The sequence below is a fragment of the Sorangium sp. So ce131 genome (genome assembly GCF_051519095.1).
Taxonomy (GTDB): Bacteria; Myxococcota_A; Polyangia; order Polyangiales; family Polyangiaceae; genus Sorangium.
The window spans coordinates 5,800,903-5,821,523 of record NZ_CP150455.1; the positions used below are offsets into that span (position 1 = coordinate 5,800,903).

12 protein-coding genes and 1 pseudogene are annotated in these 20,621 nt (G+C 72.6%); 6 read left to right on the forward strand and 7 right to left on the reverse strand.

Translation table 11 applies throughout. From position 1 onward, the window contains the following. Positions 1–182 precede the first annotated feature (182 nt). Positions 183–5,264, forward strand: coding sequence for an AAA family ATPase (locus WMF43_RS21005; protein WP_437682715.1), 5,082 nt, complete (start codon positions 183–185; stop codon positions 5,262–5,264). A gap of 23 nt (positions 5,265–5,287) precedes the next feature. Here WMF43_RS21005 and WMF43_RS21010 read toward each other — a convergent pair whose 3' ends face one another. Together WMF43_RS21010 and WMF43_RS21015 are read right to left on the reverse strand one after the other, a co-directional pair. Next, positions 5,288–6,964, reverse strand: a complete 1,677-nt coding sequence (locus tag WMF43_RS21010) for a hypothetical protein (protein WP_437682716.1) — start codon at positions 6,962–6,964, stop codon at positions 5,288–5,290. Next, on the reverse strand, positions 6,961–8,157 hold the full coding sequence (locus WMF43_RS21015) for a multiheme c-type cytochrome (RefSeq protein ID WP_437682717.1): 1,197 nt from the start codon (positions 8,155–8,157) through the stop codon (positions 6,961–6,963). The genes WMF43_RS21010 and WMF43_RS21015 overlap by 4 nt, the downstream gene beginning before the upstream one ends. Before the next feature lie 126 nt (positions 8,158–8,283). On the opposite strand from WMF43_RS21015, the gene WMF43_RS21020 reads away from it, so the two are divergent. From WMF43_RS21020 to WMF43_RS21030, 3 genes are all read left to right on the forward strand, one after another. After that, a complete protein-coding gene (locus tag WMF43_RS21020) occupies positions 8,284–9,426 on the forward strand; it encodes a tetratricopeptide repeat protein (RefSeq protein WP_437682718.1) in 1,143 nt (380 codons plus the stop codon). A gap of 123 nt (positions 9,427–9,549) precedes the next feature. Next, entirely contained in the window at positions 9,550–10,473 is a 924-nt protein-coding gene (locus WMF43_RS21025; protein ID WP_437682720.1) for a hypothetical protein, read from the forward strand. Between the two features lie 825 nt (positions 10,474–11,298). After that, positions 11,299–12,924 (forward strand): thrombospondin type 3 repeat-containing protein, encoded by a 1,626-nt coding sequence (locus WMF43_RS21030; protein ID WP_437682722.1) that lies wholly within the window; start codon positions 11,299–11,301, stop codon positions 12,922–12,924. On the opposite strand, the gene WMF43_RS21035 is transcribed toward WMF43_RS21030, so the two are convergent. Genes WMF43_RS21035 through WMF43_RS21050 form a run of 4 tightly spaced genes read right to left on the reverse strand, consistent with a single transcriptional unit; the run spans position 12,909 to position 17,877 of the window. Next, positions 12,909–13,979 carry an ABC transporter permease gene (locus WMF43_RS21035; protein WP_437682724.1) on the reverse strand — a complete coding sequence of 357 codons (1,071 nt, stop codon included), beginning with the start codon at positions 13,977–13,979 and terminating at the stop codon, positions 12,909–12,911. The genes WMF43_RS21030 and WMF43_RS21035 overlap by 16 nt on opposite strands. Further along, a complete protein-coding gene (locus WMF43_RS21040) occupies positions 13,979–15,016 on the reverse strand; it encodes an ABC transporter permease (RefSeq protein ID WP_437682726.1) in 1,038 nt (345 codons plus the stop codon). Before WMF43_RS21040 ends, WMF43_RS21035 begins: the two co-directional genes overlap by 1 nt. Then, entirely contained in the window at positions 15,013–16,539 is a 1,527-nt protein-coding gene (locus WMF43_RS21045) for an ABC transporter ATP-binding protein (protein ID WP_437682728.1), read from the reverse strand. The genes WMF43_RS21040 and WMF43_RS21045 overlap by 4 nt, the downstream gene beginning before the upstream one ends. A 21-nt stretch (positions 16,540–16,560) precedes the next feature. After that, complete coding sequence (locus WMF43_RS21050; RefSeq protein ID WP_437682730.1) at positions 16,561–17,877, reverse strand: BMP family lipoprotein; 1,317 nt, start codon at positions 17,875–17,877, stop codon at positions 16,561–16,563. A 285-nt stretch (positions 17,878–18,162) separates the two neighbouring features. Here WMF43_RS21050 and WMF43_RS21055 point away from each other — a divergent pair, with 285 nt between their 5' ends. After that, the gene (locus tag WMF43_RS21055; protein WP_437682732.1) at positions 18,163–18,402 is read left to right on the forward strand and encodes a type II toxin-antitoxin system Phd/YefM family antitoxin; all 240 of its coding nucleotides are present in this window, start codon (positions 18,163–18,165) and stop codon (positions 18,400–18,402) included. Then, a pseudogene (locus tag WMF43_RS21060) lies at positions 18,399–18,804 on the forward strand (type II toxin-antitoxin system VapC family toxin). Before WMF43_RS21055 ends, WMF43_RS21060 begins: the two are co-directional and overlap by 4 nt. Before the next feature lie 190 nt (positions 18,805–18,994). Here the strand turns inward: WMF43_RS21060 and WMF43_RS21065 are convergent. Continuing rightward, positions 18,995–20,584 carry a metallophosphoesterase family protein gene (locus WMF43_RS21065; protein WP_437682734.1) on the reverse strand — a complete coding sequence of 530 codons (1,590 nt, stop codon included), beginning with the start codon at positions 20,582–20,584 and terminating at the stop codon, positions 18,995–18,997. Positions 20,585–20,621 lie beyond the last annotated feature (37 nt).

Here is a 20,621-nt window from a genome sequence, read left to right on the forward strand (position 1 = left end):
CCAACCCCACCTCACCGACACTCACAGCCCTACACCCGAGCGCGCCCCGCGCCCTCATGCGCGCACATCGGCGTCGCGCTGCAAAGGGTTCGCGTGTGTCAGCTGGCCCACTACAAGCCTTGCAAAAGGTTCATCGCTTTGAGATGTTCGCCCTCACCTGCATCGGGAGGGCGCGCACAGGGATGGACCAGCTTGGCCAATACACGATCACGGCGGAGATCCACGAGAGCGCCGAGACGTTGCTCTACCACGGTTACCGGAACGCGGATCGCGCGCCGGTCACGGTCAAGCTGCTCAAGGACGAGAACCCGACCGCCAAGGCCGTCGCCAAGCTCCGGCACGAGCACGCGATCCTCAGGGACATCCATCTCCCCGGCGTCGTGCGGCCCTACACCCTCGAGGAGCACGGGAGCGGCTGGGCGCTCGTCCTCGAGGACGCCGGCGGCGAGCCGCTCCACCACGTCCTGCGCAGCCGGCGGCTCGATCTGACCACCGCGCTGCGGATCGCCTCGTCCGTGGCAGACACGCTCGCCGGGCTGCATCAACACCGGATCATCCACAAGGACATCAAACCTCACAACATCCTTGTCCGCTGGGAGCCGCTGACGACGAAGCTCATCGATTTCGGCATCGCCGCGCGGCTCACGCGGGAGGCGCAGCGCGCCGCCCACCCCGACGCGCTGGAGGGCAGCCTCGCGTACATGTCGCCGGAGCAGACCGGCCGGACGAATCGGCTGCTCGATCACCGCACCGATCTCTACTCGCTCGGCGTGACGCTCTACGAGATGTTGACCGGCGTCCTGCCTTTCCAGACGACCGACCCTGTCGATCTCATCCACTGCCACATCGCCAGGCACCCTCCGGCGCCGCACGAGGTCGAGCCCCGCGTCCCCCGCGCCGTCTCCGATCTCGTGATGAAGCTCCTGGCCAAGGCCGCGGAGGACCGGTACCAGAGCGCGCGGGGCCTCAAGGCCGACCTCGACGAGTGCCTCGCGCGGCTCTCGGCGACGGACAGCGTCGCGCCGTTCCCCCTCGGCCAGCACGACCGGGGCGGCGAGCTCCACATCCCGCAGAAGCTCTACGGGCGCGAGGAGGAGAGCGCGCGCCTCGCGGCCGCCTGGGAGCGCGCGAGCCGCGGCGCCGCGGAGCTCGTCCTCATCGCGGGGTACTCGGGCGTCGGCAAGTCGGCCCTGGTGAACGAGCTCTCCGGGCCGGTGGTCCGCTCCGGCGGCTACTTCATCGCGGGCAAGTTCGACCAGCTGAGCCGGAGCACCCCGTACGCCGCGGTCGCGCACGCCTTCCGCGAGCTCGTCCGCCGCCTGCTCGTCGAGCCCGCCGACGTGCTCGCGCGCTCCCGGCAGCGGCTGCTCCGCGCCCTCGGCCCGAGCGGCCAGGTCCTCATCGACCTGATCCCCGAGCTCGAGCTCGTGATCGGCCCGCAGCCGCCCGTGCCCGCGCTCGCGCCCGTCGAGTCGCAGAACCGCTTCCACCTGCTCTTCCAGGCCTTCCTCCGCGTCTTCACCGCGGGCGAGCGCCCGCTCGCCCTCTTCCTCGACGACCTCCAGTGGGCCGATCCGGCGTCGCTCGATCTCTTCCGGCTGCTCCTCTCCGAGCCGTCGCGCCGGCACCTGCTCGTGCTCGGCGCCTACCGCGACCAGGAGGTCGACGCCGCGCACCCGCTCCGCGCCGTCCTCGGGGACCTCGCGCAGGCCGGCGCGCGCGTCTCGGAGATCCACCTCGCGCCGCTCTCGCTCGGGGACGTCGGCCGGCTCATCGCCGAGTCGCTGGGCTGCGGCGAGGAGCAGGTCGCGGAGCTCGCGGCCATCGTCCAGGGCAAGACCGACGGCAACCCGTTCTTCCTCGGCCAGTTCCTCGAGTCGATCCACCAGGACTCGCTGCTCACGTTCGACGCGCCGCGCGGCGCCTGGGTCTGGGACGCGGAGCGCATCCAGCGCGCGGCGGGCACGGACGACGTCATCTCGTTCATGGCGGGCAAGATCCAGCGGCTCTCGCCGGGCGCCCAGCGCGTGCTCACGCTCGCCGCCTGCGTCGGCCACGAGTTCGACCTGCGGACGCTCTCGCTCATCTGCGAGCGGCCCCCGGCCGAGGCGGCCGCGGAGCTCGGCGAGGCGCTCCGCGAGGGCCTCGTCGTCCCGCTCACCGGCCAGCACCGGCTCCTCGGCGCCCCCGCGGAGCCGGGCGCGGACGAGGCGCCGCTCGTCTCGACGCGGGACGTGCGCTACCGGTTCCTGCACGATCGCGTGCAGCAGGCCGCCTACGCGCTCGTCGAGGAGGGCCGCCGGCAGGAGGTCCACCTGTCGATCGGCCGGCGCCTGCTCGCGGACAGCGGCGGCAGCCCGACCGAGGACGACCTCTTCGACGTCGCCGGCCACCTGAACCGCGGGGCCGCGCGGATCGTGGCCCGGGCGGAGCGCATCGCGGTCGCCCGGCTGAACCTCGCGGCCGGCAGGAAGGCCAAGGCGGCGATCGCCTACCAGGCGGCCGCGACCTACCTGAAGGCCGGCCTGTCGCTGCTCGACGACGCGAGCTGGGCGGACGAGTACGCGCTCGCGTTCGCGCTCCACGCGGAGCTCGCCGAGTGCGTGTTCATGGCGGGCGCGCGCGGCGACGCGGAGGCCCTGTTCGACGCCGCGCTCGGGCGCGCGGCCGGCGCCGCCGACCGGGCGCACATCCACCACCTCCGCCTCTTGCTCCACACGATGGCGGGCGACCACGAGGAGGCGCTGCGCGCGGGCTGGAGGGCGCTCGAGCCGTTCGGCGTGTCCGTGTCCGAGGGGCGCGAGGCGTGGCCGGCCGCGGCCGCCGCGGAGCTCGCCGAGGTGCGGGCGAACCTCGCCGGCAGGAGGCCCATGGAGCTCCTCGATCTCGGCGCGATCGCCGATCCGGCGGAGCGGTCCGCGCTGCAGATCCTCGTGGACATGACGCCCTCCGCGTTCTTCGCGAGCCCCGGCGTCTTCGCGTTCATCGTCGCCAAGCAGATCAACGTCACGCTGCGCTCCGGGCACTCCGAGCTCTCCGCGTACGCCTGCACGCTGTACGGGCTGATCCTGTCCGGGGGCGACCAGTACGAGGAGGCCTACGAGTTCGGGCGGCTCGGCCTCGCCTTGTGCGAGCGGTTCCCCGCCGTCCAGGTGGAGTGCAAGGTGCTCACGGTGCTCGCGTCGACCCTCGGCAGCTTCCGCGAGCCGCTCCGGGCGACGCTCCCGGGCGCCGCGCGCGCGCTGGAGGCGAGCCTGCAGGCGGGTGATCTGCTCTACGCGTCGTACGCCGCGCAGCACCATTTCTTCAACCGGCTGGGCGCGGGCGACGAGCTCGGCGCGCTGCGGAAGGAGGCGAGCGAGCAGCTCGCGCTCATGCAGCGGCTGAAGAACCCCACGGCGGCGGCGATCTTCCTGCTCGCCGGGCAACTCGTCGCGAGCCTCCTCGGGCAGACGGCGGGCCGGGACAGCCTGAGCGGCGACGGCTTCGACGAGGCGGCGTTCGCGGCCACGCTGGATCGCCCCGAGAACGCGTTCGTGGCGTGCTGGTATTACACGGCGAAGCTCCTGCTCGCGGTGCTCTACGGCGACTACGAGGGCGCGGCGCGCCTCGCCGCGAAGGCCGAGGAGAAGACGCCGGGCGACGCCTTCTATTTCACGGCGGACGTGCGCTTCTACGCGAGCCTCGCGCGCGCGATGGCCGGGGAGGGGCGGGGCACGGAGGGCGCGGCGGCGCTCGCCCGCGACCGGCAGAAGCTCGCGGCGCTGGCCGGGAGCTGCCCGGAGACGTTCCTCCACAAGCAGCTGCTCGTGGAGGCGGTGCTGGCGCGCGCCGCCGGCGACGAGCTCGCGGCGCTGGACCTCCTCGACCAGGCGATCGAGGCGGCGCGGCAGAGCGGGTTCGTCCATCAGCAGGCGCTGGCGAGCGAGCTCGCGGGCAAGCTCCACCTCGCGCGCGGGCGGGCGCGCACGGCGGCGCTGCACCTGTCGGAGGCGCACGGCCTGTACCTCCGGTGGGGCGCGGTGGCCAAGGCGCAGGCGCTGCGGGACGCGCACCCGTCCTTGCTCCTCGTGTCTGCGGGGGCGCTGCGCGGAGCCGGCGCCGTCGACGTGTCCGCGCTCGGGGCGGTCACCGCGACGACGACCGGCAAGGGCGGCGAGGCGCTCGACCGCGCGACGGTGATCCGGGCTGCGCAGGCGATCTCCGGGGAGATCGTGCTGGAGAAGGTGCTCGAGCGGGTGATGCGGATCGTGATCGAGAACGCGGGCGCCCAGCGCGGCCTCCTGATCCTCGCGCGCGAGGGGCGGCTGATGGTGGAGGCCTCCATCACGGTCGATCCGGACGTGATGACGGTGGGCCCCCCGATCCCCGTGGAGTCGCGGGACGATCTCGCGCTGTCGGTGGTGCATTACGTCGAGCGCACGAGGGAGCCGCTGGTGCTCGGCGACGCGGCGCGCGAGCCCCGCTTCGCGGGGGATCCGTACGTCGCGCGGGCGCGCCCGAGGTCGCTCCTGTGCGTCGCGATGGCGCACCAGGGGAAGCTCTCGGGCCTGGTCTACCTGGAGAACAACGCCGCGACGGACGTGTTCACGCCGGCGCGGATCGAGCTCGCGAGCGTGCTCGCCTCGCAGGCGGCGATCGCGGTCGAGAACGCGCTGCTCGTCGCGCGCGTGCAGGCGGCGACCGAGGAGCTCCGGCGGGCGAACGAGGCGCTGGAGGATCAAATCGCGCTGCGCACGGAGGAGCTCCGGCAGGCGAACGAGCAGCTCGTGCGGGAGCTCGGCGATCGGCGGCAGGCCGAGGCGGAGCGGGCCGAGCTGCAGGAGGAGATCATCCGGGCGCAGCGGGCGCGGCTCTCGGAGCTGTCGACGCCGCTCATCCCGATCACGGAGCGCATCGTGGTGATGCCGCTCATCGGGACGGTGGACGAGGCGCGGGCGCGCCAGGTGCTCGAGGCGGCGCTGGAGGGGGCGCAGTCGCGGGGCGCGGCGGTGGTGATCCTCGACATCACCGGCGTGAAGGTGGTCGACTCGGGCGTCGCGTGCTCGTTGATGAACACCGCGGCGGCGCTGCGGCTGCTCGGGACGCGCGTCGTGCTCACCGGGGTCCGGCCCGACGTGGCGCGGACGCTCGTCGAGCTCGACCTGGGGCTCGGGAGCATCGTGACGAAGGGGACGCTCCAGAGCGGCATCCACTACGCGCTGCGCCTCTCGGGCGAGGCGACGCTGTTCCAGGGGCAGGGCTCAGCGCAAATAAAACAATAGTTTCGGATGTTTGTGCGTGGCCGCTACGGGGCGCCGGCGAGCTTCACCTCGCGGACGACCTCCGCCGGGCTGAAGCACGCCGCGGCGGGCGACGATCCCTTGACGCGCTCGCGGATGCGCGCCGCGAGCGCGTCGGCGCCGGCCGCGTCGGGGGCGCTCGCGCCCAGCATGCGCTGGCCGCGGTGGGTGTACTCGACGAAGCGGTACTTCGACCCGTCGGCCCAGCCCGAGAGCGCGTCGCGGGTGGCGGGGTAGTCGTAGTCGGGGGGCGCGGTCTTGCTCACGCCGAAGAGGATCACGAACGGCGAGGTGCAGCTCGGGGAGAGCGCGGCGGGCCGCGCGGCCCCGGCGTCGGCGCCTGCGTCCGGCGGCGCCGGGGCGCCCGCGGCGGGGCGTTTCGCGGGCGGCTCGTCCGCGACGAAGGAGAGCTTTCCTGGGCGAGACGACAGGATCACCGAGCGGAGGCTCGACGTCGATCCGCCGAGGTACACGGCGTCGGCGCTCGCGGCGTACATCCCCGCGGGCGAGAGCCCCTGGCCCGCCGGGAACGTGGCGCGCGTGAAGATCCCCTCCTTGTCGCGGCGGAACAGCTCCACGCCGTCCCCTTCGCCGAAGAGGATCCAGAGCGCCCCGTCCGCTGCGAGCGAGGCGTCCGTCACGGGCTTGGGCGAGGGGAGCGAGAGGGGCGTCGGGGTCGCGCCGGCCTCGGACACGTCGACGCGCGCGAGGGCGCTCGCCGCCTCGAAGCGCGCGAGGACATAGCGGTCGCGCTCGGTCGCGAGCACCTGGGCGCGGATCAGCTTGCCGTCGCCCGCGGGCAGCGGGATCACGGCGGATTCGCGGCTGCCCGGCGCCCAGCGCTCGACCGCGAGGCGCTCGTTCTGGTCGCAATCGCGGCCGACCACGAGCACCTCGCCGTCCGGCAGGGCCGCCATGGCCTCGGCCCGGACGCGGACGGGGCATGTCGCGCCCGCGGCCCGCCGCGGCAGGTCCGTCCCGCCGGGCTGAGCGAGCGAGAACTGATCTCCGGAGAGCACGAGCGTGCGGCCCTGGGTCCACGCCGTGGCCGCGACGGGCAGCGTCGACTCGACGAACCGGTCGCCCTGCCGCCGGTAGAGCGGCCTGGCGAAGTCGTTCAGGCGCGCCCCGTCCGTGAACATCCCGTCCACGCGGATCCACACGTCGGAAGGCCACCGGCCGACGATGGACACGATATCGACGTCGGAGGCCCCGTAGAGGTACTCCGACGTGGAGGGTTTGATGAAGAGGCGCTCCTCCGGGATGTAGTCCGCCGAGGTCAACTTGCCGTCCTCGAGCGTGTAGATCGCGGTGCCGACCTGCGTGACGAGCACGCGATCGCGCAGCGGGTGGATGTAGAACGGGTGGGGTGTATCCGACGGCCGCCGGTTCCAGGCCATGATCGGGTCGCTCTCGCGGACGTCCTCGGCGACGACGTGGAGCGCGATCCTCCCGTCGGCGACGCGCGCGGGCGGCGGCGCCGCGGTCGGGGTCGTTCCTGGCTGGGATGAGGGCGCCGCGGGATCCGGCGCTGGCGGCGCGGCGGCGGACGGCGTCGCGGAGGCCGAGGCCGGCGCGGACGCGACGGGCGGCGCGGGATCGCGCTGCACGTCGCGGTCGCCGCGCTTGCAGGCGGCGGCAGCGAGGGGGAGCAGCAGGACCGGCAGGGCGAGCTTCTTCATGGGGTGATCCTCGGCAAGTTACCTCGAGCCAGGGTGACCTCGCTCTCCACGGCGGCCTCTTCCTCGCGGCCGTCGCTCACGTGGGCGACGCGCTGATAGACGATCTCGTACTGGATGGGATACCGCTCGGCCGCGGGGCCGAGATCGAGCTCGACGACGATCGGTTTGCCGGAGAGCGCGGGCGCGCCCGGGCGGTCGTCGGATGTGGTCGTGCGCGCGCGGGCGCCGAGCGGCCCTGGCGTCGTGGCGAAATGGCGGGCGAGGAAGCGGCGCGCCGACGTGATGACGGCGTAGTCGTCCCCGAGGACCTCGGCGCGGACCTCGATCCGCCGGAAGAGGTCGCCGGTGGGGAAGGCGTGGCCCACGTGCGCCGTGCGGAGGGTGAAGCGCGCGGCGGTGGGCGAGGCGCGCTCCGCCTGGATGCGGACGGCGCGGCGGGCGGCGTCGGGGTCGCGCGACGAGGCGAACGTGTGGGAGGCGTGGGGGGCGCGCGGCGGCTGGGCGGAGGGGTCGCCTCCGGTGAGGGGCATATGGCAGCGCGCGCAGGCGACGCCAGCGTAGGGCGAGGCGGCGTGCTCGGAGAGCGTGAGCTGCATCGGCTCCGGCGCGCGGCGGGCGGCGCTGTCGGGGAAGGCGAACTCGTGGCAGCCGCCGCACGCCGCGGCCGACGCGAAGCGCGCGTCGCGCAGGACCGGATGGGGAGGGGGCGCGGGAGCAGCGGCGGCGCCGGGGCCGGGGCGCGCGGGCGGGGGCGCGAGATCAGCGGCAGGGCCAGGGTCGGCGCCGGGGCGCGCGGGCGCCGGCGCGGCCAGGGGAGCGCCGTCCACCACATGGCAGGTGACACACGCGACGCCGAGCTCGGCGAGCTCGGGTGGAGGCGGCCGGGACGAGCGCGCCTCGGGCGCGTGGCAGCCGCGGCAGAAGGGCAGCGGCTCCTTCGCGAGCGCCGCCTGGAACGGCGCATCGACGTAGGCGCGCTGGTGCTTCGAGCCGCGCCACTCGCGTGCGATCTCCTCGTGGCACCGCTCGCAGCCGCGGTTCACGGCCGCCGCGTCGAGGTTCCGGGGCGGCTCCGGTCCGGGCATGCGCGCCGGCGCGCGGCCGCCGCTCGTCGCGCTCGGCGCGAGCGCCATGGCGGCGGCGAGCAGCAGCGCGGCGGGGCGTCTTGCCGGCGGGCGGCCGTCGCGGGGCATTGAGGGGGCGAATCTACTGGAGCGGCACGGGCGCCGCGAGAGGATCCGGCGGTTCGGGCAACCAGGCTATCAGCGCGGCACAAACCGCCATAGGCTCGCTGGAGCCTACCGCTGCCCTGAACACGCATGCCGGAACCGGTTCGCCTCTTCATCTCTTCTGCTCCTGAAGACGCGGCGCTGCGCGCGGAGCTCGAGGCCCACCTGAAGCCGCGCGAGCGGCAGGGTCTCATCGAGATCTGGCACGACGGGCGGGTCACCGCGGGGGGAGAGCCCGAGGCGGAGGCGCAGGCGCAGTGCGCCGAGCACCTTGGACGCATCTCGCTAGCGCGTTCGCAGCCCGACGAGGCCAGAGCGCGCTACCAAGAAGCGCTGCCGCTCTACCGGCACGTGGGCGCTGCGCTCGGCGAGGCCAACTGTATCAAGAGTCTCGGCGACATCTCGCTGGCGCGTTCGCGGCACGACGAAGCCAGAGCGCGCTACCAAGAAGCGCTGCCGCTCTACCGGCAGGTGGGGGATGTGCTCGGCGAGGCCAACTGCATCAAGAGCCTCGGCGACATCTCGCTGAGACGTTCGCAGCACGACGGGGCCAGAGCGCGTTACCAAGAAGCGTTGCCGCTCTTTCGTCAAGTGGGGGCCGTGCTCGGCGAAGCCAACTGCATCAAGAGCCTTGGACACATCGCGCTGAGACGTTCGCAGCACGACGAGGCCAGCGCGCGCTACCAAGAAGCGCTGCCGCTCTACCGGCAGGTGGGGGATGTGCTCGGCGAGGCCAACTGCATCAAGAGCCTTGGATACATCGCGCTGAGGCGTTCGCAGCACGACGAGGCCAGCGCGCGATACCAGGAAGCGCTGCCGCTCTACCGACGGGTGGGGGATGTGCTCGGCGAAGCCAACTGCATCAAGAGCCTCGGACACATCGCGCTGAAGCGTTCGCAGCACGACGAGGCCAGCGCGCGCTACCAGGAAGCGCTGCCGCTCTACCGGCAGGTGGGGGCTGTGCTCGGCGAGGCCAACTGCATCAAGAGCCTTGGGCACATCGCGCAGGCCCACAGCGATGCTGACGTTGCCCGTGCTCGCTACCAAGAGGCGCTCGTCCTATATCAGCGCATCCCGCAGCCGTACTCGATCGGCTGGACCCATCGCCTCCTCGCCGCCGTCTCGCCGGACTCTGCCACGAAGCGCCTGCACGTCGACGCTGCCCGCGCCGCTTGGCGCAGCATCGATCGGAGGGACCTGATCGCCAGGCTGGACCGGGAGTTTGCAATTTGAGTCCACCATGACCTGCGCCGTCGGCCCCCGGGAGCCTACCCACTACGCGGCGGCTCATCAGGTGACGACGCGCTGACGGGTCGGATAATTGGCCCCGCCCGGCCGATCCGGTAGATGCCCCTCATGGGCTCGACCCGGACGGCGTGGCATGTCCTGTTCGCGGCGCTGCTCGTCCAGCGCGGTTCGCGCAGGTTCGAGGTGCGCCGCGAGGTGCCTCTGTCGACCGAGCCGCTCCGGGTGGACTACCTGCTGTTGCGACGCGAGACCGAGGGGCCGACCGAGCCGGTCGGCACGCTCCGGAGGCTGTGGGACCTGCTGCCCAAGGATGCGATCGTCGAGCTCAAGAGCATCGGCCGGCCCTACCGCCGTCGCAACCTGGACCGGCTGTTCAGCTACCTGCACCTCTACTACGCCGAAGAGGCCGAGCGCATCGCGCAGCGGGGCGACCTCTGCGGCGTGCTGCTGGTCCCGTCGCGCACCAGGTCGCTCGACGCGGATGTGGCGGACCTCGGCCTCACCTGGGACGACCTCGGCGACGGTTACTGGCAGCTCAGGGGCGGCGCGTTCGCGCTGATCGTCGCCGAGGTCGACGCCGTGGCGGAGGCAGAGGACGACGATCTGCTACGCTTGTTCGGACACAGCGAGGCCCTGACACTTGCGGCCCGCCGGTGGCTGTCGCAGCAGATTGGAGCCAAGGAGGTAGCCATGGAGATTCAGGACTTGGAAGGTTTCGACGAGGTCCTCCGGAAGCTCTTGGCCACCCTTCCGCCCGAGCAGGTGCTGTCGGCTTACGCCCCCGAGCAGCGGCTGGCGGGGCTGCCCCCCGAGCAGCGGGTCGCTGGGCTACCCCCCGAGCAGGTGCTGTCGGCCTACGCCCCCGAGCAGCGGGTCGCTGGGCTACCCCCCGAGCAGCGGGTCGCTGGGCTCCCCCCCGAGCAGGTGCTGCTGGCTTTGCCTGACGAAGTGCTTCGCGCGCTCTCCGACGCCTACCTAGATACGCTCTCGAAGGAGACACGGGAGGCCATCCGCGCGCGTATCGGACGGTAGCCCCCACCTGCAGGTCCAGCCCGCCAGGTCCGGACCGCCCCAGCCGACCAGCAAGTCGCGCCGACCTGGTCCAGACCGCCCCCCAGCCGACCCGCAGGTCGCGCCGACCTGGTCCGGACCACCTGGCGTCCACCGCCAGATCGGCCGCCCTCTCGCGCGCCGTGTCCTCGGCAGGGACGGACGGCAGGCGCGTCGCCGCCGCCTTGGTCAACGCCCCGAGCGCGGCCGTCAGATCCTCGTGCGCCTCGAGGACCCCCTCGGGGACCTTCCGGGCAGCACCCCTGTCGCCCAGGACACGCTGCGCGGCGGTCAGCACCTCGGTGCCCAGCGCCTACGCGGACGACACGTCCAGCTTCGGAAGCTGCACAAGATCAACGGCGGTGAAGGTTCGTTTCATGAGCACATCCCCCCTTGTCGGTAACTGACGGTAACTGACGGTGGCTGACGGTATCTGAACGAAGGTTGCCCCTCGCCCGATCCTCACCTCCTATCCCGGCCCCCAGCCGGTCTCCAGACCACCGCAGGATCACCGCGCTCCTCCCCACGCGACGAGCTCGACCCCGCGCGACGGGCTCGACACATCGCCCGCGACGGGCGCGACCAATTCCCCGCTACCGGCCCGATACATCCCGGACATCCACCAATGCCCCGTCCGTTCGGCCCCGCCACGTGCGACGTCCACCCACCAACGTCGCCGCCGCCATTCACTACCCGACAGCCGCCCCTCACGCTGCGTACGGCTCGACCAGGACACCGCCTTGTCCGGTCATAAAAATCCAGCAACTCCCATTGTAGACTAGGTAGAAGAAGCATATAAGGGTAACCATGCGCCTCCTCCATACAAGCGCTGCCCGCGCTTCCATTCTCCTCCTCGTGCTCGCGGCACTCCCCGGGACGGCGTTCGGGGCGCCGACCGCGATCACGTTCGTCATCAACCACGCCGATTGCGGCGACGGCCAGCTGTCGCTGCACCTGAACGGGGTCCACCTCGACACCGTCGAGAGCACCAACGGCTGCGTCTGCACCGACCGGACGCTCGAGCGGGAGTTCACCGAGCCCGAGGTGCTCGCCCTCTACGATCCCAGACGCTGCAATGAGGTCCGCGTCGACGTCGAGGGCAGCAGCTCGCTCGCCGTGGGCTTCGTGCGCCTCGAGGTCGCCTCCGACGAAGGCGCGTCGTCCACGTGCCTCTTCGATGCGGTCTCCAGCGCGACGCCGTGCGCCGATCGCGACGTCTGCGACGGGTACGACAGCTGGACCACCTCGCTCGGGAACCACGACGGGGACCGCGTGCCGGCTGGCCTGGGCGCGCGCTGCGACAACTGCCCCGACCTCAACAACCCGGATCAGCGCGACCGGGACGGCGACGGCCTCGGCGACGTGTGCGACCCCTGCCCGGACGGCGATCGGGACACCGATGGAGTCTGCGACGCCGCCGACAACTGCGCCGCGACCTACAACCCGGACCAGACCGACGACGACGGCGACAGCCTCGGCGATTCGTGCGACGTCTGCCCGGACGTCCCGAACCCCGACCAGCGCGATCAGGACGGCGACGGGCTCGGCGACGTGTGCGACCCCTGCCCGGCCGGGGACCGCGACCTCGACGGGATCTGCGACGCCGTCGACTCCTGCCGCGCCACCCCCAACCCGGACCAGCGCGACAGCGACGCCGACGGCCTCGGCGACGCCTGCGACGTCTGCCCCCTCGCCGCGGACCGCGACCAGCGCGACAGCGACGCCGACGGCCTCGGCGACGCCTGCGACAACTGCCCGAGCGCCCCGAACACCGACCAGCGCGACAGCGACGCCGACGGCCTCGGCGACGCCTGCGACAACTGCCCGAGCGCCCCGAACACCGACCAGCGCGACAGCGACGGGAACGGGCGCGGCGACGCGTGCGACGCGGGCGACCCTGGCGACCCGGGTGAGGAGACGTGCGTCACGATCCAGCGGGGCGCCTTCGGAGAGGTCGCGGACGCCGATCTCTGGGAGGCGTTCCCCTGGTACAGCGACGGCCACATCCCCTACAACGCCTACGGCCTCTCCCACGGCTTCCGGGCACAGGCGCTGTTCTGGTTCGGACTCGACAGCATCCCGGCCGGGGCCACCGTCACGTCGGCCGAGTTCGGCGTCACCGCCTACACGTTCGGGGAGCCGCACGTCGTCCGCGTCCACCGCGCCACCGCGCCGTGGGAAGAGACGACCGTGAACTGGAGCAACTTCGCCGGCAGCTACGACGAGGACGTCCTCACGGACCTCGTCTTCGTCGCCGATTACGCCATGGCCGCCGACCTCACCGAGCTCGTGCAGGCGTGGGTCGACGGCACCACCAAGAACTACGGCATCCTCCTCGAGGCGGACCCGATCGGGCGGACGTCGAACCGCTCCAGCGACCACTACATCCAGGAGCACCGCCCCCGGCTCGAGGTCTGCTACTTCGCGCCCTGACCCGCGCCCTGATTCGCGCCCGATCCCGGGCTCGCGCTCGCGCCCGGTCCCGGGCCCCGCGCCGCCTCGCCCGGGCCCTCGACCGCCGGATACGGCTTGCCGAGGGACGCGGGGGGCGTCGCGTCGAACGCGCGCAGGAACGGACGCCGCGCCGCGCCGGGCAGGAGCGCGGCGAGCCGCTCGAGGAGGCCGCTCGAGGTGAACGCGAGGACCACGATCATCAGCGCGAACGGCGCCACGCTGAAGACCTGCGTCGGCACCGACGGCAGCGCGCTCTGACCGAGGCTCGCCAGCGACGAGAGCACCCCGAAGAGGTACGCGCCGAGCGCCGCCCGCACCGGGTGGAAGCCCCCGAAGATCACGATCGCCAGCGCGATCCAGCCGTAACCCGCCGTGTGGCGGTGGCTCCAGCCCGCCTTGAAGTCCAGCGAGTAGGCGGCGCCGCCGATCCCCACGAGCGCCCCGCCCACGAGCGTCGCCGCCGTGCGCACCCGCGCCACGTCCGCGCCGCGCGCGTGCGCCGCCGCCGGCTGCTCGCCCACCGCCCGGAGCAGGAGGCCCGCGCGCGTGCGGTAGAGGAACAGCCACACGCCCGCGACGAGGGCATAACTCGCGTAGACCAGCGGGTCGCTCTGGAAGAAGAGCGGGCCGAGGATCGGGAGGTCGCGCAGCACGGGGATCGACGCCCCCGGGACGGTCGGCCCGGGGACACGCACGAAGGGGCCGCCGAGCACCGACGAGAGATCCGCGCAGAGCATCGCCAGGACGAAGCCGACCGCGATCTGCGACCGCCGCAGGTGGACGCCGCCGATCGCCACGACGAGCGCGACGAGCGCCCCCGTGGCGGCGGCGGCGGCGAAGCCAACGAGCACGCTGCCGGTCGAGAAGGCGGCGGCGAAGCCCACCATCGCGGCGAGCATCATCGCGCCCTCGGCCGCGAGGTTGATCACCCCGGCGCGCTCGGTCAGCGTCTCGCCGACCGCGGCGTACACGAGCGGCGTCGACGCGGCGAGCGCGGTCGCGAGCAGGGAGAGGAGCTCGGCGCCGTCGGCCATCAGGAGATGTCCTCCGCCGCCGCGCGCGCGCGCGGGGCCGCCGGTCGCCAGGGGGAGAGGAGCGCGAGCAGCACGAGGACGCCCTGGAGCACGCCGGCGAGCGAGGACTCCAGGCCGAGCGTCATCGGGAGCTTCAGGCTGCCGACGTTGAGCGCGCTGAAGAACAGGGCGACGGGCGCGAGGAGCGCGGCGCGCCGGCCGGCGAGCATCACGACGAGCAGCGCCAGGAAGCCGAGGTTGCTCGAGACGTTCGGGATGAGCCGGTGGAACGTGCCGAGCACCTGCAGGGCACCGGCGAGGCCGGCCAGCGCGCCCGAGAGCGCGAACGCGGCGAGCATCTCGCGGGCCGCCGGGACGCCGAGCACCTCCGCGGCCCGGGGGCTGAGGCCGACCGCCCGCAGCCGGAGCCCGAAGTGGGTCCGCGCGAGCACCAGCGCGGTCGCGGCGAGCGCCGCCGCGGCGAGGAGGAGCGCGGCCGGGCTCAGCTCGGTGCCGCCGAGGGTCGAGAGCCAGAGCGCGCTGTCGAGCGGCTCGGTGCCCGCCATCGAGGCGACGCCGGGGCGCTTCCACGGGCCGAAGACGAGGTAGAGGACCGCCCCCTGGGCGACGAAGTTCATGCCGAGGCCGGCGAAGATCTCGCTGACGCGGGCGCGCGTGTGCAGGAGGCCCGTGAGGGCGCCCCAGGCGACGCCGCCGAGCGCGCCCGCCGCGAGGCACGCGGCGACCGCGATCCCCGCGGGGAGGTGCGGCCACGACGCGCGCGCGGCGCCCGTGGCGCAGAGGGCGCCGACCACGAGCTGGCCCTCGACGCCGAGGTGGTACAGGCCGGCGCGGAACGTGAAGAGCAGGCCGCTGCCGCAGAGGAGCAGCGGCGCGAGCGTGGCGAGCACCCGCGCGGCGGCGTCGGCGGAGCCGAACGCGCCGTCCCAGAGGCCCGCCGCCACCGCCGCCGGAGAGGCGCCGAGCAGGGCGCAGAGGGCCGCCACGAGGGCGAGCGAGAGCGCGACGGGGGCGGCGCGGGCGAGGACACGGCTCATCCGGGGAGCTCCGCCGAGGACCGGGCCGCCGCGGCCGGCGCGCGCTCCTCGAGCTCGCCGAGCTCACCGCCGATCATCCTGCCGAGCCCGTCCAGGGTGAGCTCGGCAACCGGGACCGGCCGCGAGATCCGGCCGCCGCTGAAGACGAGGATGCGGTCGCTGTACCGAAGGAGCTCGTCGAGCTCGGAGGACGCGAAGACGACGGCCGTGCCGCCCTGGCACCGCGCGAGGAGCTGCTCCCAGACCCACCGGGAGGAGTCGATGTCGAGGCCCCGCGTCGGGTGCTCCAGGAGGAGCACGCGGAGGTCCGCAGGGAGGAGCGAGAGCTGGGTGCGCTGCTGGTTGCCGCCGGACAGCAGCTCGACCCGCGTCTCCGGGCGGCCGCGGATCCGGAACGCCTCGATCGCGCGCTCGGCGGCGCGGCGGCTCTCGCGCGGGTGGAGGAGCAGCCCGGGCCGCGGCGCGCGCAGGGCGACGTGCTCCTCGAGGGTGAGGCCGGGGATCAGGCCCTCGCGGGCGCGGTCCGCCGGCAGGTAACCCACGCCGGCGCGCAGGAAGGCCCGGTAGGGACGGCCGGTCAGGTCGGCGCCGCCGATCGCGACGCGGCCCCGCCGCGGCCGCAAGAGGCCCGCCGCGAGGCGGAGCAGGAGGCGCTGGCCGCTGCCCTCCAGGCCGGCGAGGCCGAGCACCTCGCCGCGGCGGACGGCGATGCGCGGGAGGTGGAGGTCGAGCCGGTGATCGCTGAACGCGACGTCCTCGAGCGCGAGCGCGGCGCCCTCGGCCACGGTCGGGGCGCGCTCCGGCGGCGCGAGCGCCTTGCCGAACATCAGCGCGACCAGGCGCTCGGCGCCGGCCGGCATCTCCGCCTCGCCGGCGACCTTGCCCTGCCGCAGCACCGTCACCCGGTCGCAGAGCGCCTCGACGTCCGAGAGCTTGTGCGAGACGAGGACGACCGCCTTGCCGTCGTCCTTGAGCCGCCGCAGCGCGGCGAAGAGGGCCTCCTGCTGCGCGGCGGAGATGCCGGTCGTCGGCTCGTCGAGCAGGAGCGCGCGCACGCCGAGCGACAGCAGCCGGAGGAGCTCGATCTGCTGGCGCTCCCCCAGGGTGAGCCGGGCGACCTGCTCGTCCGGGTCGACCGAGAAGCCGAAGCGCGCCGCGAGCGCGAGCAGCTCCGCGCGCGCGGCGCGGCGCCGCAGGAAGACGCCCGCGGGGCGGGGCCGGGCGACGAGGAAGCTCTCCAGGACGGTGAGGGAGGGGAAGTCGAGCGGCTCCTGGTGGAGCACGCCGACGCCGGCCGCGAGGGCGTCGGCCGGGCTGGCGAGCGCGACAGGGCGGCCGTCGAAGAGGAGGCGGCCCGCGTCCGGGCGGAGGAAGCCGCCGAGGATGCGGAGCAGGGTGCTCTTGCCGGCGCCGTTCTCGCCCAGCAGCCCGTGCACGGCCCCCGCCTGGACGACGAGCGACACGTCGTCGCTGGCCCTGACCGAGCCAAACCGCTTCGTGATGCGCTCGAGCTCGATCCGCATTGGGGCACCGCCGGCGGGCGGCTACTTGCTCGGCCCGGTGATCCCCTGGACGAGCTGCGGCAGATACCAGATCTGCTGGGGCGTCGCGGGCTCGCCGTCCTTGAGGAAGTCGGCGCCGTCCTGGTACTTGAGCGGGCCCTTGAAGAGGTCGAGCCCGCCGGCGAGCGCCTGGATGAAGGCGTCGAGCTGCGCCTTCTGCTCGCCGAGCGCGGGGCCGGGCAGGAAGCCGATGACCGACGCCTCGCCGTTGAGATCCTTGAGGTCGGGCGCCGCCCAGACGAACTCGCTCGTGTACTTGCCCGCGCGCGCCTTCTCGATGGCTTCGCGGTAGAGCGGGGTCCAGTTGTAGTAGGCGACGCCGAGGCAGATGTCCGGCGCGAGGTCGCAGCCGGCCTTGTGGTCATAGTGGACGTACTTGACCTTCTTGCCGGCCGCGGCCGCCTTCTTGGCCTGGATCGCGGCCTCGGGCGTGTCGAGCCCGGTGAGCAGCACGTCGAAGCCGCTGCCGTAGAAGTCGTCGGCCACCTTGGTGGCGTCGAGGGTGACGCCCGGGATGTTGAACCAGAAGCCGATCCACGTGACCTTGAACGTGAGCTCTTCGGGCTTGCGCTTGCGGTACGTCTCCCAGCAGTGCTTGGCGCCGAGGTACGCCGAGGTGACGAGCCGTCGCGTCTCGTCGTTCACGAGGGGGCCGAGATACCCGATCTTGCCCGTCTCGGTGCCGAGCGCCGCGGCGCACCCCGAGATGTGCTTGGCGGTCTCGATGCGTCCCATGATGTTGCCCAGGTTGGGCTGGGGCTTGTGGTTCTTGCCGTCCTTCCAGGCGTAGTCGCCGGAGACGTGGATGACGGTGACCTCCGGGTGCTTGCGCGCGGTCTCGAGGGCGTCGTCCTTGTAATCGTCGGAGTTGTAGACGACGAACTTCGCGCCGCGGGAGATGAGGTCGTCCGCGACTTGGGAGCCCTTCACGTTGGGGCGGTCGGCCGGGTTCACCTTGTCGACGTACTCGAAGTTGACGTCCGGCATCTTCGAGAGGACCGCCCGGATGCCGTCGTAATGGGCCTGGTTCCACCCCTTGTCGTTGTAGGGGCCGACGAGGATCATGCCGACCTTGTAGGCCTCGGTGGGGGCGGCCTCGGCGGGAGCGCCGCTGCCCGAGGGCGCCGCGCCGGAGGCGGCGGGCTGGTCCGAGGAGGGGGCCGTGCCCTTGGAACAGCCGAGGGCCGCCGCTGCGAGCAGGGAGAGCGCGGCGGCGGCGGCGAGGGCGGAAGGGGTGGAGGTGGCGGAGGGGAGGGGGACAGCGGGGGCCGCGGGGGACTTCGGCGGGCGGGGTGTCACCGGGGCATGGTGGGCGGGAATGCCGCAGGGTGTCAAGATACCGTTGCGGCGGAAGAGGCCGGGGCGGGGGACGTCGTGGAGGCGGACGGGCACATTGGTTGCTTTGCCATGCCGGAGGACGTGGTACTCGGCGCGGGCAACTGCGGGCCACGACTCGTCGTTACGGGGGGTTTCACCCCGGCGGACGGGCACATCGCTTGCTTCGTCCAAGCGGCCGGCGTGGTATGCTGCGCGTACCCGCGGCAAGGAAACCTGGAACATCCGCCTGTCTGGAACGAGCGCGTGATGACGACAATCAGCATCGAGGAAATCCAACAAGACCTTCGCGGGTACTTGCGCCGCGTCGCGGCGGGAGAGACCCTGGTCGTCCTTGAATCGAATCAGCCGGTGGCCGAGATCAGGCCCATCGCCGCCCCGGCTCGCGGAGCCCGCCCCTCTGGTCTCTGCGCCGGCGAATTCACTGTCCCTGAGGACTTCGATGCTGCGCTGCCTGAGGATCTGCTCGACTCGTTCGAGGGCAGATGAAGATCTTACTGGATACTCACGTTTTTCTCTGGTTTATTACCGGTGATGCTCGGCTGTCCGAGGCGATGCGTGAGGGCATCCGTGATACAGAGAACGATGTGTATCTTAGCGTGGTATCGGTCTGGGACGATGGTGAAGCATCAGCTCGGCAAGCTGCCGCTTCCCGAGCCGCCGGAGAGATACATCCCAGCACAGCGCCAGCGCCACCACATCGAAAGCCTCTCCATCGATGAGGCGAGCGTGGCGTACCTCGCGAAGCTGCCTCCGCTTCACCGCGACCCGTTCGACCGGATGCTACTCTGTCAGGCGATACGCCACGATCTTCTCCTAGCGACTGCGGACGGCGCGATGCACGGTTACACCGTCGATGTTCCAGGCACGCCATGGCGGGCCCTGGCTTAGAAGCGCCAGATCTTATTCTAGTTCCAGTTGCACGACCAGACCTGGACCTGGCTCCAGGAGAGCAGTTGTGGTCCTTCACGTCGAGGCAGCGCCCGTCCTGCTTGTTCACGAGCTGGAAGATGTTCTGGTCGCCGGGATGAGTCGCCGTCCGCCAGCGCTGGTTGTTGCGGCCGTGCGACGACGCCGCGGCTCAAGGCACCGCCGCCTCGGCGGCCGCCTGCGCCGCCTCGACCGCCGCGCGCGCCGGCCTGAGCGGGTGCGTCTCGACGCGCCAGATCCCGTCCTCGGTCAGCCGGATCGCGGCGAACCGCGCCACGCCGTCGAGGTGGCCGTCCGTCTCGTGGCCGAGCGTTGACGAGGGGTGCGCATAGACGCTGACGCGGCCGCCGCTCTTCGAGCGGTAATGGCCGAAGAACGCGAGGTGCTTGTGCCCGTGGAGCACGAGCGCGCTGTTCTTCTTCGGGTCCTTCTGCTGGTACGCCGCCAGCATCTCGAGCAGGCGCGGGCCATCCATCGCGATCATGAACGTGTCGTTCAGCGAGATCGGCCCCGCGAGGCGCGCCACGTGGTGGTGCAGGAGCACGATCACCGGACCGGATCCCCGCTTGAGCGCGCGGGCTAAGCGCCGGAGCTGCGCGCCGCCGATCTGCCCGATCGCGTTCGACCCCACGAACCGCGACCGGTACCGGTTGGAGTTGAGCCCGAAGACGCGGATGCCGCCGTCGAGCTGGAGCCGCCTCGGATACAGGCCGGCGATCGCCCGCAGCCGCCGGCGCGCCCGCTTGCGGGCGGGGACGTAAAGCGGGGGCTGGAAGGGGCCGCGCTCCACCCGCGTGAGCACATCGATGAAGCGCTGCTCGCGCTCCGCCCACTTCTTGAGGTACGGATCGGGCGACGTGCCGACGTTGATCGCGACATCGTGGTTGCCAGGCACCATGAGCACGTGCGACGAGCCCGGGACGCCGGAGAGCGCCGCCTCGAGCTCGTCCCACTGCGCCTCCTCGCCGAGATCGGTCATGTCGCCCGTCAGCGCGATGAGGGGCGGATTCATGGCGGCGATCTCGGCGACGAGCCGGCGTAGGCGGCCCGTCAGCTCGGCGGTGTCGGGGCGCGGGGCGCCCTCGGGCCACGCGGACGAGGCCTCCTCGATCTCGTACGGCTCGCGGCCGCCCGCCGTGATGTGGAGATCCGAGAGCTGGCAGAGCACGAGCCGCCCGCCGGGGATCGCGTCGCCGGGGTCGGGGAAGAGCGTGGCCGCGCCGCCATACCGCATGATCACGCGGATCGCCTCGCCCAGGGCGAACGCGAGCCAGGCATAGAGCGAGAGGACGAGGGCGAGCGCCGCGAGCGCGACGCACGCGAAGAGGACCAGCCCGGCGCCGCCGCCGAAGGAGATCCTGCCGCCCGCGGGGAACAAGGCCGCGACGAACGAGACGCTCGACCCCTCCAGCCACGCAGAGAGCCAGTGAGGGACCCTGATCCTAAGGAAATGCACGATCAGCCCGCCCGCGACGCAGACGGTCGCCGGGACGAGGAACAGCGGGATCAAGAGATCGCGGACCACGTCGATGACGTCGATGACCTCTCCGAGCCTGCCCCGGAACGACGAGCGGAGATAACGACTCCCGTAGGAGAGCTTCTTCCATGTCTCCGGCCGCCACAGGCGGCCGCCGCTCCCGAGGCGCGAGACGACCACGAACGCGGTGAGGACCAGCGCGACGAGGACGAGCAGCGGCAGGAGCAGCAGGTAGAGGAACCGCAGGGCCGCCCTTCGCAGCATGCCTCATTGGACCGTGCCCCGGGCAGGACCGTCAAGC